Origin of the sequence: Micromonospora sp. CPCC 205739 (assembly GCF_036906795.1) — a bacterium.
Classification (GTDB): domain Bacteria; phylum Actinomycetota; class Actinomycetes; order Mycobacteriales; family Micromonosporaceae; genus Micromonospora.
This window is the reverse complement of record NZ_JBAKHS010000005.1, coordinates 1-15,435: the sequence shown is the minus strand read 5'-3', so window position 1 is coordinate 15,435 and position 15,435 is coordinate 1. Positions and strand designations below refer to the sequence as shown.

17 protein-coding genes and 3 tRNA genes are annotated in these 15,435 nt (G+C 70.6%); 13 read left to right on the top strand and 7 right to left on the bottom strand.

What is annotated here, in order from left to right; translation table 11 throughout:
* Positions 1-43 precede the first annotated feature (43 nt).
* The gene (locus V6U88_RS10365; protein WP_334451962.1) at positions 44-1,366 is read right to left on the bottom strand and encodes a cryptochrome/photolyase family protein; all 1,323 of its coding nucleotides are present in this window, start codon (positions 1,364-1,366) and stop codon (positions 44-46) included.
* Positions 1,363-2,280 carry a phytoene/squalene synthase family protein gene (locus V6U88_RS10360; protein ID WP_334451961.1) on the bottom strand — a complete coding sequence of 306 codons (918 nt, stop codon included), beginning with the start codon at positions 2,278-2,280 and terminating at the stop codon, positions 1,363-1,365. The genes V6U88_RS10365 and V6U88_RS10360 overlap by 4 nt, the downstream gene beginning before the upstream one ends.
* A gap of 65 nt (positions 2,281-2,345) precedes the next feature.
* Between V6U88_RS10360 and V6U88_RS10355 the strand changes: the two genes are divergently transcribed.
* From V6U88_RS10355 to V6U88_RS10310, 10 genes are all read left to right on the top strand, one after another.
* The gene (locus V6U88_RS10355; protein ID WP_334451960.1) at positions 2,346-3,500 is read left to right on the top strand and encodes a polyprenyl synthetase family protein; all 1,155 of its coding nucleotides are present in this window, start codon (positions 2,346-2,348) and stop codon (positions 3,498-3,500) included.
* Positions 3,501-3,528: 28 nt separating this feature from the next.
* Positions 3,529-5,010, top strand: coding sequence for a phytoene desaturase family protein (gene crtI, locus V6U88_RS10350; RefSeq protein ID WP_334451959.1), 1,482 nt, complete (start codon positions 3,529-3,531; stop codon positions 5,008-5,010).
* A gap of 76 nt (positions 5,011-5,086) precedes the next feature.
* Positions 5,087-5,692 (top strand): isopentenyl-diphosphate Delta-isomerase, encoded by a 606-nt coding sequence (gene idi, locus V6U88_RS10345; protein ID WP_334451958.1) that lies wholly within the window; start codon positions 5,087-5,089, stop codon positions 5,690-5,692.
* Complete coding sequence (locus V6U88_RS10340) at positions 5,682-6,623, top strand: MerR family transcriptional regulator (protein ID WP_334451957.1); 942 nt, start codon at positions 5,682-5,684, stop codon at positions 6,621-6,623. Before idi ends, V6U88_RS10340 begins: the two co-directional genes overlap by 11 nt.
* 74 nt (positions 6,624-6,697) lie before the next feature.
* On the top strand, positions 6,698-7,480 hold the full coding sequence (locus V6U88_RS10335) for a polysaccharide deacetylase family protein (protein ID WP_334451956.1): 783 nt from the start codon (positions 6,698-6,700) through the stop codon (positions 7,478-7,480).
* A 155-nt stretch (positions 7,481-7,635) separates the two neighbouring features.
* Positions 7,636-7,708, top strand: a tRNA-Glu gene (locus tag V6U88_RS10330).
* 33 nt (positions 7,709-7,741) lie between these two features.
* Positions 7,742-7,818 (top strand) — tRNA-Asp (locus V6U88_RS10325).
* A 102-nt stretch (positions 7,819-7,920) separates the two neighbouring features.
* Positions 7,921-7,994 (top strand) — tRNA-Phe (locus tag V6U88_RS10320).
* Between the two features lie 372 nt (positions 7,995-8,366).
* The gene (locus V6U88_RS10315) at positions 8,367-8,558 is read left to right on the top strand and encodes a hypothetical protein (RefSeq protein WP_334451953.1); all 192 of its coding nucleotides are present in this window, start codon (positions 8,367-8,369) and stop codon (positions 8,556-8,558) included.
* Positions 8,559-8,733: 175 nt separating this feature from the next.
* Entirely contained in the window at positions 8,734-9,378 is a 645-nt protein-coding gene (locus V6U88_RS10310; RefSeq protein WP_334451951.1) for a class I SAM-dependent DNA methyltransferase, read from the top strand.
* Between the two features lie 559 nt (positions 9,379-9,937).
* Here the strand turns inward: V6U88_RS10310 and V6U88_RS10305 are convergent.
* Complete coding sequence (locus tag V6U88_RS10305) at positions 9,938-10,741, bottom strand: hypothetical protein (protein WP_334451950.1); 804 nt, start codon at positions 10,739-10,741, stop codon at positions 9,938-9,940.
* Positions 10,738-11,196, bottom strand: coding sequence for an RNA polymerase sigma factor (locus tag V6U88_RS10300; protein ID WP_334451948.1), 459 nt, complete (start codon positions 11,194-11,196; stop codon positions 10,738-10,740). The genes V6U88_RS10305 and V6U88_RS10300 overlap by 4 nt, the downstream gene beginning before the upstream one ends.
* Positions 11,197-11,336: 140 nt before the next feature.
* Here V6U88_RS10300 and V6U88_RS10295 point away from each other — a divergent pair, with 140 nt between their 5' ends.
* Positions 11,337-11,822, top strand: coding sequence for a tyrosine-type recombinase/integrase (locus V6U88_RS10295; RefSeq protein WP_334452352.1), 486 nt, complete (start codon positions 11,337-11,339; stop codon positions 11,820-11,822).
* A 287-nt stretch (positions 11,823-12,109) separates the two neighbouring features.
* Here the strand turns inward: V6U88_RS10295 and V6U88_RS10290 are convergent, their stop codons facing one another.
* The 3 genes from V6U88_RS10290 to V6U88_RS10280 form a co-directional block, all read right to left on the bottom strand.
* A complete protein-coding gene (locus tag V6U88_RS10290) occupies positions 12,110-12,535 on the bottom strand; it encodes a GNAT family N-acetyltransferase (RefSeq protein ID WP_334451946.1) in 426 nt (141 codons plus the stop codon).
* A gap of 84 nt (positions 12,536-12,619) precedes the next feature.
* A complete protein-coding gene (locus V6U88_RS10285; protein ID WP_334451944.1) occupies positions 12,620-13,789 on the bottom strand; it encodes a CU044_5270 family protein in 1,170 nt (389 codons plus the stop codon).
* Positions 13,786-14,310 carry an RNA polymerase sigma factor gene (locus tag V6U88_RS10280; RefSeq protein WP_334451942.1) on the bottom strand — a complete coding sequence of 175 codons (525 nt, stop codon included), beginning with the start codon at positions 14,308-14,310 and terminating at the stop codon, positions 13,786-13,788. Before V6U88_RS10280 ends, V6U88_RS10285 begins: the two co-directional genes overlap by 4 nt.
* A 360-nt stretch (positions 14,311-14,670) precedes the next feature.
* On the opposite strand from V6U88_RS10280, the gene V6U88_RS10275 reads away from it, so the two are divergent.
* Together V6U88_RS10275 and V6U88_RS10270 are read left to right on the top strand one after the other, a co-directional pair.
* Positions 14,671-15,237, top strand: coding sequence for an RNA polymerase sigma factor (locus V6U88_RS10275; protein WP_334451940.1), 567 nt, complete (start codon positions 14,671-14,673; stop codon positions 15,235-15,237).
* The coding region (locus tag V6U88_RS10270) for a hypothetical protein (protein WP_334451937.1) at positions 15,234-15,435 on the top strand (202 nt) is incomplete at its 3' end. The genes V6U88_RS10275 and V6U88_RS10270, both read left to right, overlap by 4 nt.

The window sequence follows — 15,435 nt, the reverse complement described above, 5'->3', positions numbered from 1 at the left end:
CGCTGTCGGTGGCCGTCGCAGGTCCGGCAACCCTCGGTGCCGGTCAGCGCATCCAGACCGGGTCGGCGCCGGGCACCTCCAGCGGCGGCGGATAGTCCAGCTTCCGGCGTACGTCGTCGGGGAGCCGCCACGGCTGGTGCACCGCCTTCCCCGCCACCGACGCCAGTTCGGGAACCCACCGCCGCACGTACCCGCCGTCCGGGTCGTACCGTTCGGCCTGCCGGACCGGGTTGAGGCTCCGGTACGGCCGGCTGTCGTTGCCGGTGCCGGCCACCCACTGCCAGTTGCCGGAGTTGTTGGCCACGTCCCCGTCCAGCAGCCAGCGGAAGAAGACGGCCACGCCGGGGCGCCAGTCCAACCCGAGGACCTTCGTCAGGTAGCCGCCGGTGATCAGCCGGGCCCGGTTGTGCATCCAGCCCTCGGCGCGCATCTGCCGCATCCCGGCGTCCACGATGGGCACCCCGGTGCGCCCCTGCGTCCAGGCGGCCAGCGCGTCGGCGTCGTACCGCCACTCCTCGGTGGCGCCGCGCCGGTAGGCGCTGGTGGAGATCTCCGGGAAGGCGGCGGTGACCTGGTAGTAGAAGTCCCGCCAGCAGAGCTGCCGGACGAACGGCCCCTCGGTGCCGCCCGCCCGGTTCGCCACGGCCAGCGGCGACAGGCAGCCGAACCGCAGGTACGGGCTGAGCCGCGAGGTCTCGTCGCCGGCCAGGTCGTCGTGGATGTCGTCGTACCGGCCGAGGGTGGGCAGCCACTGCGTCAACCGGCGCTGCCCGACGCTCTCGCCGCCCACCGCGGCCCCGGGCGACTCGCCTCTCGGCAGCGCGGGCAACCGGCCGGGCGACACGCCGTCGGGCAGGGCGACCCGGCGGGGAGCGGCCAGTTCCTCGCGCCGCTCGGCCGCCGCCCAGGCGCGGTGGTACGGGCTGAAGACCCGGTAGTGGTCCCCGCCGCCCGGGCGCAACGCCCCCGGCTCGACGATCGTCAGACCGGGGAAGAGCCGCAGGAAGAGCCGGTGCCGGTCGCACTCCTCGCGGAGCCGGTGCTCGCGGCGGCGGGCGTAGCGGCTGACGTCGGCGGAGAGCCCGACCCCCTCCGCGCCCACCTCCCGGGCCAACCGGATCGTCTCGGCCACCGGGTCGCCCCGGCGCACCACCAGGTCCCCACCGCGCCGGCGCAGCTCCTCGCGCAGCTCGGCCAGGCTCTGGTGCAGGAAGCGGGTCCGGTTCGGCGACCAATCGGCCAGCGCCGGGTCGAGCACGTACAACGGCACGACCCGGTCGAACGCCGCGCAGGCGGTGGCGAGCGCCGGGTGGTCGTGCACCCGCAGGTCGCGGGTGAAGAGCACGACCGCCGTGCGCGTACTCACGCGGAGACCAGGCGCGGCCCGGGTACGGCGACCGGGCTGCCGGTCGGGGTGAGCAGGGCCCGCGCGGCCACCGCCAGCCGGCGTCGCTGCGGCACCAGCGCCCGGCGGACGAACACGTCGAAGCCCTGGGCGGCGACCTCGTCGAGGATCCCGCCGTAGAGCGCGTACGCGGTCCGCATGCACGCCTGCGAGGCGGGGCTGAGCAGGGTGATGCCCGGCGCGGCGGCCTCGTAGTGCGCCTGGGCGCGGGTCACCTCGTACTCGATCAGGTCCCGGATCCGGGCGGTGGTGCGGCCCTGCGCCTTCGCGGCGAGCAGGTCGTCGCGGGTGACGCCGAACTTGGCCAGGTCCTCGTCGGGCAGGTAGGTGCGGCCGCGGTCGAGGTCCTCGGCGACGTCCCGGATGAAGTTGGTGAGCTGGAAGGCGAAGCCGAGCTGCCGGGCCGGCTCGCGGGCCGCCGCCGGGTCGGAGCTGCCGAGGATCGGCAGCATCATGGTGCCGATGACCGCCGCCGAGCCTTCCATGTAGTCGAGCAGGTCGTCGTAGGTCGGGTACGACAGCACCGTCAGGTCCATCGCCATGCTGCGCAGAAACGACGCAAAGTCGGCGCGGTCGAGATCGAAGACGGCGATGGTGTGCAGCACGGCCGGGAGCAGCGGGTCGTCGACCGGCTCGCCGTGCAGGCCGGCGACGAACTGCGACGACCACTCGTCCAGCCGGGCGGCGCGCTCGGCGGGCGGCAGGTCCTCGGTGCGATCGACGATCTCGTCGGCGTAGCGCGTGAATCCGTACAGGGCGTGCACGTGCCGCCGTTTCCACGCGGGAAGCAGGCGGGTGGCGAGATAGTAGGTACGTCCGTGTCGTCTGTGCAGCTCCTGGCAGCGGACATAGGCCGCGGCGAGATCGGTGTCCACCGGCCCTCCTCGAAATTCGACGCAGCAATCGACGCAACTCGTAACCCTAGGGTACGCTCGCCCACATGGCCAACGACGCAGTTGCGGGTAACGCGCTCCGCGTCGCGCCGGCACAGCCGGGAGCGACGGACGATCCGGTCCGCGGCGTGCTGGCCGCGTTCACGAAAGAGCTGATCAAGGGGGTCGACGACACCCTGGCGGCGTTCCTGGCCGCCGAGGTCGGCTCGCTCACCGAGATCGACGCAGCGATGGGTGGTTTCGCGGCGACGGCGCGCGACTGCGTGCTGGCCGGCGGCAAGCGGGTCCGGCCGACCTTCGCGTACTGGGGCTGGCGCGGGGTGGTCGGCGGCGCGGAACCGCTGCCGACGGTGCTGCCGGCGTTCGCCGCCCTGGAACTGCTGCACACGTTCGCGCTGGTGCACGACGACGTGATGGACGGCTCCGACACCCGGCGCGGCCTGCCCACCGCGCACCGCGCCGCCGCCGCCCGGCACGTCGCCGCCGGGTACACCGGCGACCCGGGCCGGTTCGGCGAGGCGGTGGCGGTGCTCATCGGCGACCTCTGCCTGGTCTGGGCCGACCGGCTGCTCAGCCACGCCACCCTCCCGCCCGCCCGGCTGTTCGAGGTGCGGCGCTGCTACGACCAGATGCGGATCGAGACGGTCGCCGGGCAGTACCTCGACGTGCTGGGCGAGAATGACGCGGCGAACTGGTCGGTGGACCGGGCGCTGCGGGTGGCCCGCTACAAGACCGCCAGCTACACCGTCCAGCGGCCGCTGCTCTTCGGCGCCTGCCTGGCCGGGGTCGCCGCCGACGCGCCGCTCATCGCGGCGTACACCCGCTACGGCCTGGCCGTCGGGGAGGCGTTCCAGCTCCGCGACGACCTGCTCGGCGTCTACGGCGACCCGGCGACCACCGGCAAACCGGCCGGCGACGACCTGCGCACCGGCAAGCCGACCGCGCTGCTGATGCTGGCCCGTCAACTGGGCACCCCCGGCCAGCGGCGGGCGTTGGAGCGCGCTGGCAAGATCACCGGCGCCCGGGACGTGGCCCGGCTGGCCGAGGTCGTCGCCGACACCGGGGCGGTGTCCCGGGTCGAGCGGATGATCTCCGACCGGGTGTCCGAGGCGCTGACCGCGCTGGACACCACGTCGATCGACGAGACCGCGCGCACCGCGCTGACCGGTCTCGCCACCGCCGCGACCAGCCGGCGGGCATGATGAGCGACTTTGCGAAGGAGGTGGTCACGTGCGGACCGTGAACGGACGTACGGACCGGGTGGTGGTCGTCGGCGCGGGCCTGGGCGGGCTGGCGTGCGCGCTGCACCTGGCCGGCAGCGGCCGGCAGGTGACCGTGGTGGAGCGCGAGCCGGTGCCGGGCGGCCGGGCCGGCCGGCTCAGCGTCGACGGGTACGAGTTCGACACCGGGCCCACCGTGCTCACCATGCCCGACCTGATCGCCGAGGCGCTGGGCGCGGTCGGCGAGGAGCTCGACGACTGGCTGGACCTCACCCCGCTCGACCCCGCCTACCGCGCCTACTACCCCGACGGCTCGACGCTGGACGTCATCACCGACACCACCCGGATGGCCGCCGAGATCGCCCGGGTGTGCGGCCCTCGCGAGGCCGACGGCTACCTGCGTTTCGTCGACTACGCGCGCAACCTGTGGAACTGGGAGCGGGCCGACTTCATCGACCGGAACCTGGACGCCCCGACCGACCTGCTCACCGCCAACCTGGTGAAGCTGCTGGCCAACGGCGCGTTCCGGCGGCTCCAGACGAAGATCAACCAGTTCTTCCAGGACCCGCGTACCCAGCGGATCTTCTCCTTCCAGGCGATGTACGCCGGCCTCGCGCCGCACGACGCGCTCGCCATCTACAGCGTCATCGCGTACCTCGACTCGGTGGCCGGTGTCTACTTCCCGCGCGGCGGCATCCACGCGGTCTCCCGCGGCATGGCCGGCGCCGCCGAGAAGCACGGCGTGCAGTTCCGGTACGACACCACGGTGACCCGGGTGGAGACCGCCAACGGCCGGGCCACCGGCGTGCTGACCGCCGACGGCGAGCTGATCCCGGCCGACGTGGTGGTGCTCAACCCGGACCTGCCGGTCGCCTACCGCGACCTGCTGCCCCCGGCGCGGCAGCGGAAGCTCACCTATTCGCCCTCCTGCGTCGTCCTGCACGTCGGCTCGACCCAGGGATATGAGAAGATCGCCCACCACAACATCCACTTCGGACGGAAGTGGAAGGGCACCTTCGACGAGGTCATCCGGCGCGGCGAGCTGATGACCGACCCGTCGCTGCTGGTCACCAACCCGAGCCGGACCGATCCGTCGGTCGCCCCGGCCGGACGGCACACCTACTACGTGCTGGCGCCGGTGCCCAACCTAGAGCGGGGCCCGTTCGAGTGGCGCGGCGACCTGAGCCGCCGCTACGCCGACCAGCTCGTGGCGACGCTTCAGGAGCGCGGGTACGTGGGCTTCGGCGCCGGCATCGAGGTACTGCGTACGATCACCCCCGCCGAATGGGAGGAGCAGGGCATGGCCGCCGGTACGCCGTTCGCCGCCGCGCACAGCCTCTTCCAGACCGGCCCGTTCCGCCCGTCGAACCTGCACCGGCAGCTGCCCAACGTGGTGTTCACCGGCTCCGGCACCCAGCCCGGGGTGGGCGTGCCGATGGTGCTGATCTCCGGCAAGCTGGCCGCCAACCGGATCACCGGTGCCGGGCGGTGAACCGCCCGAGCGCGGCCCGGCGAGGCGGCACACAGGACACGAGCGTGATGTGGACACGGAACGGGGGGCAGATCCGGTGACGTCCCGGGAAGGTCACCTGGTCGAGCTGGTCGACGACCAGGGCAACGTGCTCGGCGAGGCCACCGTGGCCGCGGCGCACCAGGCGCCGGGGCGGCTGCACCGCGCCTTCTCGGTGCTGCTGGTCGACCCCGACGGCCGGGTGCTGCTGCAGCGGCGGGCCCCGGTGAAGACCCGGTTCCCGCAGCGCTGGGCCAACTCCTGCTGCGGGCACCCCCGCCCGGCGGAGTCACTGGTGGAGGCCGCCAACCGGCGGCTCGCCGAGGAGCTGGGCGCGGCGCCGGTCGCGCTGACCGAGGTCGGCGTCTACCTCTACTACGCCGAGGACCCGGCCACCGGCCGGGTCGAGTTCGAGTACGACCACGTGCTGCGAGCCGACGTGCCGGCCGACGTCACGGTGCTGCCCGACCCCGACGAGGTGTCCGAGCTGCGCTGGGTCGACCCGGTACGGCTGATGGCCGAGATCGACGCGGACCCCCGCGCGTACGCGCCCTGGCTGGGCGGGGTGGTGAGCCGGCTGCTGCGCACCGGCGGCCCCGCCGGCACCACCCTCCCGTCCGGCGTACCGGCGGACGACGCGTCGGAGCGGTCGGGTGGCCGATGAGGCGCTGAGCGCGGGGGCCGTCGCACGCCGACTGGGCGTGGCGGTCACCACGCTGCGTACCTGGCACCAGCGCTACGGCCTCGGTCCCAGCCAGCACGTACCGGGTCACCACCGGCGCTACACGCCGGCCGACCTCGCCCGCCTGGAGATCATGCGCCGGCTCACCGCGGAGGGGATCACCCCGGCCGAGGCGGCCCGCTGGGCGAAGCAGAGCCCCGGGGTCGCCCCCGGGGTCGAGGTGCCGCTGCGCGCCGGGGCCGCTCGGGACGGCGGCGGGCAGACCATTCCGGTCGGCCGGGCCGGGCCGGTCGCCCGAGGCCTCGCCCGGGCCGCCATGCGGCTGGACTCCACGGCGATCAGCGAGACGATCGCCAGCGCCCTCGCCAAGGACGGCGTGGTCGCCACCTGGGACGGCCTGCTCCGCCCGGTGCTGGTCGGCATCGGGGAACGGCACGCCGCGACCGCCGGGCTGATCGAGGTCGAGCACCTGATGTCCCGCTGCGTATCCGAGGCGTTCGCCACGGTGGCCCGGTCCGGCACGGCCGGCGGCCCGGCGCGGATCCTGCTCTCCTGCGCCGACGAGGAGCAGCACACGCTGCCGTTGGAGGCGCTGGCCGCCGCCCTCACCGAGGCCGGCGTGGGGTACCGGATGCTGGGCGCGCGGGTGCCGGTGGCGGCGCTGATCGAGGCGGTGAACCGGGTCGGACCGGCGGCGGTGGTGGTGTGGTCGCACACCCGCGCCACCGCCGACCCGGGGCAGCTCTCCGCCCTGCTCGCGGTGCCCCGACGACCGCTGCTGGTGTTGGCCGCCGGCCCCGGCTGGCGGGCCGACACGCTGCCCGCCGGGGTGGTCCGGCCGGTCGACCTGACCGAGGCGATCTCGCTGTCCTTGGCCGTCCGGGACTCGCTGGACCAGTCGAACGGGGACTGACCGCCCCTGCCGGATCGGGAGAGCGTCCACTACCGTCGGGGCGGTCCGCATACCCGACCCCCCTCGGAGTGACGATGCGTGCACGCCCCGTCATGGCGGCCGCCCTCGGCATGGTCCTGCTCCTCGCCGGCTGCGGCGAACCCCAACAGGACCGACGGCAGGGCGCGGCGCCCGCCCCGACGGCGGCGGCGAGCCCCTCGTCGGCGGCCCCGTCGCCGCGGCAGACCACGAAACCCAAGCCCCGGCTGCGGCCGAAGCCCAGCACGCTCCCCGCGGGCCTGCGGCGCGCCACCGGAGTACGCCCGGTGGCGCTCACCTTCGACGACGGCCCCGATCCGGCCTGGACGCCGAAGATCCTCGACCAGTTGCGGGCCGCCCGGGTCAAGGCGACGTTCTGCCTGGTCGGCACCGAGGTACGCAAGCACCCCGAGCTGGTCGTCCGGATCGTCCGCGAGGGTCACCAGCTCTGCAACCACAGCTGGGAGCACGACTTCGACCTGGGCCGGCGGCCGGTGGCCGACATCCGGGCCGACCTGACCCGCACCAACCAGGCCATCCAGGCCGTCGTTCCGGGCGCCAAGGTGCCGTTCTACCGCCAGCCGGGCGGCCGGTGGACCGCGGAGGTGGTGGCGGTGGCCCGGCAGCTCGGCATGCGGTCCCTGCACTGGAGCGTGGACCCGCAGGACTGGGCGAAGCCGACCGCCGAGACCCTCGCCAAGCGGGTCCACCGGGCCGCCCGCCCCGGCGCGATCGTGCTGATGCACGACGGCGGAGGCGATCGCAGCCGCACCCTGGCCGCCTGCCCGCACGTGATCAAGGACCTGAAGCGGCGCTTCGGCGTCGCCCCACCCCGGTGACACCCGCTCTGAACTGCGATTTTGTCGGCGGACACGCCACTTGCCATACCGGTTTGGTCCACTGACCGGGCATGGCATATGCTTCTCATGCCTCCGGCGGGGCCGGATGGGAGCAAGTCCGCTTGAAGTTGCGAGTGTGCAATGATGGCGGGGCCGCCCTCATCGTCTAGCGGCCCAGGACGCCGCCCTTTCAAGGCGGTAGCACGGGTTCGAATCCCGTTGGGGGCACGGTCCGGCTCGCGCCGGATGCAACACCAGCCAGGTCCTGTGGAGCAGTTGGAGTGCTCGCCGCCCTGTCAAGGCGGAGGTCGCGGGTTCAAGTCCCGTCAGGACCGCCAGCGCTGACGCCGCGTGAACCATTGCGCGGCGTTCTGCGTATCGGAGCATGTGACCCTTTCGGCGGAGACCCCGCCTTGCGGGTAGCATGGACCGAGCACCACGGCCAGGTAGCTCAGTTGGTACGAGCGTCCGACTGAAAATCGGAAGGTCGGCGGTTCGACCCCGCCCCTGGCCACATAGCCTTTCGCCGGGCTACAAGAGCGCCGACCAGCGGAAACGCCGGTCGGCGCTCTGCTTTGCGCCCCGGAAGCCCGTCTGTCCGGTCTGACCCTCGTTGACCCCGGAATCCCGCTGATGGCCGCCCCTTGTTGCACGGGGATTGCACGGCCCCTCGTCATGCCGGTCGGCCGGGAGAGCGTTGGCGACCCCTGCCTTGCAAAGATCAAGACTGCTGCCGGCGGGCGGCGCGTGCCGCTGGCCTGCTTGCCTTGTCGCCTGCCGCCGACTGCTGACCGGTGCCGCCGACCGGGTTGGCTGTACGGATGGCTGTACAGCCAAGAGGCGCCGACCAGTTCACCCCCTCCCCCAGTGATCTTAGGCTCGCCTCATGACGTCAGTGATCCAAATGGTGGGACTTGTCTTCGTCGTCGCTTTTCTGCTGACCGTCGTGGTGCTCATAGTCATCGGTCTGTTGAAGCCAGAGCGTTCCCGGCCCGATGACGAATCCACTGATTACCCGCTTCACCCTCCGTTGGACGGGGGTGGTCACGGCGATGCAGGTGGCGGCAGCGACTGGTGACTCAAGGGGCCGACCAGCAGATCTTCAGTTTGGAAGAGCGCGCTCAACCGATCGTGATGCCCCAAACGCCTGGAGCGGGTGGCCGTCCTGGTTGCATCTCGTGCCCCCTCATGACCGCTGCGCGCCACGGTTACTGGCCCGTGGATGGCCCGGTGCTTGATTTAGTGTTGCCGCCATGAGCATTGAGGGCTGGTTGGCAGACACTCGCACCTCCTACGACACAGTCGCTGCCAGTTATGCAGAACTGGTGCGCAACCTCCTGGCCGAAACGCCCTACGAACGAGCGACTCTGGCTTTGTTCGCCGACCTCGTTCACGCCGCCGGTGGTGGTCCAGTCGTGGACGTGGGCTGTGGATCAGGGCGCATCACCGCCCACCTGCATGAGCTCGGCGTTGACGCTTTCGGAATTGACCTGTCGCCGGTGATGATCGATGTAGCTCGGCGTGATCACCCGGGTCTGAGGTTCGAGGTGGGCTCCATGACCGACCTGGATCTGGCTGAGGGCTCGGTCGCCGGCTTGGTCGCCTGGTACTCGCTGATCCACATTCCCGACGACCAGGTCGACTCGGTCTTCGCACACTTCCGACGAGTGATGCGTCCCCGTAGCCCGCTACTGCTTAGCTTCCACGTCGGTGACGAATCACGGCTCAAGACTCAGGGCTACGGCGGCCACCCGATGAAGGTTTACGTCCACCGTCGCCAGCCCGCTCAAGTGGCGGCATGGCTGCAAGAAGGCGGATTCACGGTCGAGGCGCAGATGACTCTCACCTCGGCCGAAAGTTCGCTCGGCGGGATCATCTTTGCGCGCCGCCAGTCTTAAGCGGATCTCCTCGTCGGGCAGTCGCCAGACCGTCCAGCCTCCCCGGACGGGGACAAGGTGGAGCGCCCTACGTCCGAACGACCTTGGCCCCGTCCGGGGAGGCTGGTAGCCCTTGTGGTGCCCGGCGAGGGGATGCGCGGCTGATCTCTGAGGAGGGCCGGGGTTCGGGGCGGAGCCCCGAGGTCTTCTACTCTTGGCCGTCCCCAAGCGTGGCCGGCCGGCCCGGCCGATGCCGGCCGGAGGTCGCCAGCAGGCCGGGGCCGGGCCGGCGCGGCCCGCTTTGCGGGCCGCCTTGATCTGATAGAGCGCAATTCGGCAACTGTTCGCACTGCCCCGGTGTTGTGTCCCGGGACATGCTTGGCAGTCGCATCTCACCAGATGCTTGACATGATCCGAGGTTTACCGTTCCTACGACGGCTGGATATACCCGGGTCGTCTCGCGACGCCGGGTTTGGGTGGCGATGAGATAGGGGCCGAGGAAGAGCAGATGGCCCACGGAGGACCGGAAACTCCGTGGGCCAGTCTGGTTGCTGCTAGCCGTGCTGCCGTCGCTGACGGTTCAACTTCTCCTCAGGTTGATCTGAATGGATTCAGTGGCGGCGGGCTGACCGCTAGTGGTCAGCAGTTGCACCGACAGGTCGATCTGACGCTTGCGGGCGGGGGTGGTGAACACCGCGTACCGGGGGCCGCCGGGCCGGTCGGGCAGGGCCTGCGTCTGCACGTCCCGGGTAGCGCCTCCGTCGTGAGCGACGCGCAGCGTGGTGACCGTCGGGTGGACCGCGATGAGGGTGATCCAGTCGCCGTCCTGGTCCTTTCCTCCGAGGCGTTGGGACAGCTTGCTGACACGCCTCGGGTCGGTCAACCACTGCGCCTCGTCGTGAACGTAGCAACCGAGACCAGGCGCACCAGCGTCCTCTGAAGGCTCGCCGTAGGCGGTACCGGCGGTGTTCCATTCCTTTCCGATGATGTTGTTGCTCTGCATCATCAGTTCCACGCCGGAGGTGCGTCCGCAGGAATCCTTGTGGAAGGACGGGACGAGCCAGTACCGCTCACCGTCCTCCACCCCAGTGATGAAGGCGTCCTTGGGTGGGATCTGGTCGACGTATTCGGGTCCGATGGCAAGGGTGGTGAAGGCTGCCAGTGGCACGACGGTGGCCGCCAGGCCGATGGCCAGCCATCGCCGCCGCTTGCGCCGGTCCCGTCGGGTACGCACCACCGATGCCGACTGCGCCAGGAGGTGCTGCTTCGCCTCAGTTCCGACAGGTGAGGCGTCGGTGACCGTTGACGCGACCGCGCTCAGCGTCCTGCGCAGCCGGGCGTCGAGAGCAGGGTCAACCGGAACGTCGAGGTCGTCGGTACTCATGAATTAAGGGCCTTCCGTAGATGTTCCAAGGCGCGTTTAAGGTCGGACCGGACCGTCGCCGGTGGGCGATCCATCACGGCGGCGATCTCCACCAGTGGGAGATCCTCGTAGAACCGCAGGATCACGACCGTTCGCTGAACAGCCGATAGCTTCTGGATCTGCGTCCACGTCTCGTCGACCTCGGGCGGATGCGTCACCGGCTCCGGCGTGGGATGTGTCAGTTCCCGCACTGTGCGACGGTGGTGATCCGCAGCCTGGTTGACGATCGTCCGCTTCAGGTACGGCAGCGGCTGCTCGATGCGATCCCAGCGCGGTATCGCTGAGGCGAATGCGGCGTGGACTAAATCCTCGCCCTGCTCCCGCGAACCTGTCAGCAGATACGCCAACCGCAACAACCCCACACGGTGCTCTTGATATACCCGCGCCAGATCGGGCGGCCCTGTCTTCGCTTCCATCACACCCTCTACGTCGCCCCCACACCCCAAAACGTGGCACCCGACAGCCAGAAAATCGACCGAGACAGGCCAACGTCATCGCCGATGCGTCGCGCTGCCCTGGAGGGGCGACGAACACCGCCAGTAGCTAACCGAGCGGCATTCGGGCGACGACTTGCCACTGCAAGGCACGGGTCGAGCCGCTGCACGATCGTGGGAAGGCGTTCGACAAGGACCCCAAGTCTGAGGCGGGCAAACGAACGATCGCCATTCCGCCGCACGTCGTGCCGGTGATCCGTCTGCACCTGGATGAGTACGCAGGCAAAGACCGCCTGTTCGTCAGCCGCGACGGGTCGCCCCTGCGGGGGCACACCTTGTATCAGGCGTTCGTTCGGGGACGGAAGAAGGTGGGTCTCGATGACCTGACGTTTCACGACCTGCGGCACACGGGGCAGACCCTCGCCGCGCAGACTGGCGCGACCCTGGCTGACCTGATGATGCGGTTGGGTCACTCGTCCATGGCGGCGGCTCGTCGGTACCTACACGCCGTCGACGGGCGAGACCGGGAGATCGCGAAGGCCCTGTCCGAGCTGGCCGCGCACGGGGATGTTGCAAGGCTGCCCCGGCACATCACCATGCGGAGCTAGTTGCACGGGCCGCTGCACGACGGTGTGCGACGAGCGCATGACCTGTGGAAATGCAGGTGCCTGAAAATCGGAAGGTCGGCGGTTCGACCCCGCCCCTGGCCACATAGCCTTTCGCCGGGCTACTAGAGCGCCGACCAGCGGAAACGCCGGTCGGCGCTCTTGCTTTGCGCCCCGGGAGTCCGTCTGTCTGGTCTGACCCTCGTTGACCTTGGAATTCCTCTGATGGCCGTCCCTTGTCGCACGGGATTTGCCCGGCCCCTCGTCATGCCGGGGTCGGCCGGGGGTTCCTACGGGAGCGGCTTGACCCACCGCGACCACTCGGCCTGCCGCTCGTAGCCGCATGCTCGCCAGGCAGGGTGTGCCGCGGCGTTGTCGTCGAGCACCATGGCGTCGGCCCGGATACCGCCCAGTCGGTGGAAGCGTTCCTCGGCTGCCTCGACCAGCAGCCGACCGATGCCCTGCCGACGCCGCTCGGGTGCTACTGCCAGCCGGTAGATGTGACACCGCCAGCCGTCCCACCCGGCGATGACCGTGCCGATCAGCGTTGAGTCGTCCAGGGCGAGGAGGAGAGCCTCAGGATCACGTTCGAGAAGCACCTCGAGCGCCTGCGCGCTGTCCGGCGGGCGGTGCGCATCCTCGGCAGCGGTCTGCCAGAACTCGAGTACGGCAGCGATGTCGGCGACAGTCGCCGAGCGCATGGTCCAGACGGGCACCGACAAGACGATAGCGAAGCGGGTCGCGCCGGCGGGGTGACGGCCGGCGGCGCTGCTGTGCCGCCGCCGGCCGGGCCTTCAGGGTCAGTTCTCGACGTCCGCCGTCGGCGGGTTGTCGTCGGTGTTCTTTGATACGAGTACCAGGTCATACGCGTACAGCGCGCCCGGCGCGATCCACGGCCACGAGCCACCCGGCTTGATCACGCGCATCTCCTTGGCCAGGGCCTGCCCGGTGTCCGGGTTGATGATCAGGCGCACCTCAGAGCGGCCGTTTCTGGGGTTTTCCTGCGCGAACGCAACCGCCTGCCCGGGCCGACCACGCATGTCGTGAACAGCTCCCAGCCCGCGCACTCCGGGCACCGTGGCGAGCATGCGGTATGCGGCGGCGCGGACCTCGTTGCTGACCGGCAGGTCGATCACCAAGCTGGCGGCGACGGTGAACAGCCACTGGTCGCGGTTGGTGGGCATGTCGCCACCTCCCCCGTCAAAGCGGCCGAGCAGTGCGGCGCGGAGGGCGGCCGGGTCGGTCGGCAGCGCATCGAGTTGTGTCTGCGACACGTTTCGGTCGCCGAGGGCGAAGAGGTGCTCCGGGTCCACCCTCTCGCGGTAGACCTTGCCCGGGGCGATCTGCAGGTCGTACGGCTTCGGCTTGGTGATCCTGACAACGGTCGGGGAACCGTTTCGGCGCCAGGCGGCCTCGTCGCTCGGTGTGGCGGGCGCGGCGCCGAGCGGCTGCGAACTCGCCCAACTGCTGTCGGCGCTGGAGCGGGCCAGCCAGTACTCGCTACCGGTCTTGCCGAACATGGTGTACGTGCCGTCGGCGGCCTCGACTGGCACCGCGTAGCCGCTCTCCGTCTGGATGGTCAGATAGCGCCCGCCGGTTTGCGGGGCTTGGTCGCTGCGTTCGGCCGCCACCAGCAACAACCGGCTGGAGTCCATCGGCGCCTGCGTGGCGGGCGACACGACGTCGCCTGCGGCGTCGGGTGCATTGCGCGGAACGGGGCCTGGCCCGGCCACGGCCACAACGACGGCGGTGACGGACGCTGCGGCCACCCCTACCGACCCGAGCACGGCCGCCCGTAGCCGCCTGGGCCTGCGGAGCTGGTCGGGCGCGGCCGGCCCTCCGGCCGCCCGAACGGTGGCCACGATGCCGGCAACGGCCTGTGCGGTGTGCTCGCCCCGGTTCGGCGGTGGGTCCAGTCGCGTCGGCCGGGCCTTGGCAAGCAGGTCCAGTACATCTGGTGATCGGCTCATCGGATCGACTCCTTCGGAACGAGCGTGGCGGCGGGTCGAGGCAATTCCAGTTCGGTGGCGACAGCCATGGCGTCCTTCAAGTGACGCCGGGCACGATGGAGGCGCACGTAGTACGTCGCTGTGGAGCAGCCGAGGACCCGAGCTGCGTGACCTGGCGTCAGCCCATGCCAGGCAACCAGCGTCAACAATTCGCGGTCGCCGTCGGACAACTGGGCCAGAGCAGTGAGCACCGCGGCCCGCTCGGCGACGCCGTCTGCCACGTCGGCGACGGACAGCTCCTCGTCGGTGATCCACGCGCGCATCTCGGCAGCGATGGCCTGCTGCCGTTCCTCTGCGCGGTATCGCTCACCCACGACGTTGCGGGCGACGGCAAGCAGCCACGGTAGCGGCGTTGCCCTCGGCAGCTCCGTCAACCGCCGCCACGCCACCAGGAACGTTTCGGCCACGACCTCATCGGCCAGCTGGCGACCGGCGCGCGTGACGGCATACGCATACACCTGCCGGTGGTGCGCCTGGTACACAGCGTTGAAATGATCGTCCGGTCCGGGTTCTGGCACTGGCTCCGGCCCTTCCTGTCAGAGTTTCTCCGTCACCAGGAAATGTCTCGGGCACGCCGTTTCTTACATCGGTCACCGTTTTCGACACGGTCACCCTGCGGGAGCGGGCCATGTCCTACGGACCGTGAACCGCGACCGAACGCCGGATGCGCCGGAAGTGTCCCGCTGCCTTGTTGTCCCCCACCAGCGGTTGTCGGTGGTGTCGTACGTCTCGCCGTCTTGTTGCTGATCTGCCGCCCTGGTTCTGGCAGCCGGTGAATTGCCGTGTGACAGTTGCCGCTGAGCCGGACAGGTAGGGGGCATGGACAACCAAGGAGAACCCAGATGAGCCGCGCCGACGGGGGTGGCCGGGAAGAGCGCTTCCGTTCGCTGCACGTCGAGACATATGCCGACCTGCTGCGCTTCGTCGAGCGGAGGGTCCCGGCCGCGGAGGCTGAGGACATCGTCTCGACGGTCTTCCTGACGGCCTGGCGGCGATTCGACGAGTTGCCGGACGATGCTCGACCGTGGCTGTTCGCGGTGGCCCGCAAGACCATGGCCAACCAGACACGAGGTTGGTTGAGGCGCCAGGCACTGGACGTCCGGCTGGTGTCGCTGGAGGCACGCGAGCTGTCCGACGACAGCGTGAGTGCCGCGGTGCGAATCGACCTGGAACGCGCCTGGCGGGCTCTACGCCCCGCAGACCGCGAGGTTCTCGCCCTGGTCGCGTTCGACGGACTGACCGCTGAGCAGGCGGCCACCGTGCTCGGCTGTCGCCGGTCGACCTTCGCGATGCGGCTCGGCAGGGCCCGGCAGCGGCTGCGGGCCGCTCTGGAACCGGCCGCAACTGTCCCCCCTACGTCTTTCCGCCCTCACGATTTCAAGGAGCAGCAGTCATGGAGCCGAGCATGAAGGACGACCTGCAGCAGTTGGCCGTGCTCGACCCGGCGCGCGACCGCATGCCCACCCCGATGGAATGGACCCGTTCGAAGGCGTTCCTCGAGCGTGTGATGGCCGGGCAGGCCACCGCGACGTCGGCTCGCCGGTCGGTGAAGCGCCGGCTGGTGATGGGCCTCGCCGCGGTCGCCGCGGGTGCCGCCGGGGTCGTGG

What these genes read in the sequence shown, in the direction of transcription:
- V6U88_RS10355 (WP_334451960.1), top strand. Translation starts at nt 2,346, where the DNA reads ATGGCCAACGACGCAGTTGCGGGTAACGCGCTCCGCGTCGCGCCGGCA.
- V6U88_RS10335 (WP_334451956.1), top strand. Translation starts at nt 6,698, where the DNA reads ATGCGTGCACGCCCCGTCATGGCGGCCGCCCTCGGCATGGTCCTGCTC.
- V6U88_RS10315 (WP_334451953.1), top strand. Translation starts at nt 8,367, where the DNA reads ATGACGTCAGTGATCCAAATGGTGGGACTTGTCTTCGTCGTCGCTTTT.
- V6U88_RS10310 (WP_334451951.1), top strand. Translation starts at nt 8,734, where the DNA reads ATGAGCATTGAGGGCTGGTTGGCAGACACTCGCACCTCCTACGACACA.
- V6U88_RS10305 (WP_334451950.1), bottom strand. Translation starts at nt 10,741, where the DNA reads ATGAGTACCGACGACCTCGACGTTCCGGTTGACCCTGCTCTCGACGCC.
- V6U88_RS10300 (WP_334451948.1), bottom strand. Translation starts at nt 11,196, where the DNA reads ATGGAAGCGAAGACAGGGCCGCCCGATCTGGCGCGGGTATATCAAGAG.
- V6U88_RS10285 (WP_334451944.1), bottom strand. Translation starts at nt 13,789, where the DNA reads ATGAGCCGATCACCAGATGTACTGGACCTGCTTGCCAAGGCCCGGCCG.
- V6U88_RS10275 (WP_334451940.1), top strand. Translation starts at nt 14,671, where the DNA reads ATGAGCCGCGCCGACGGGGGTGGCCGGGAAGAGCGCTTCCGTTCGCTG.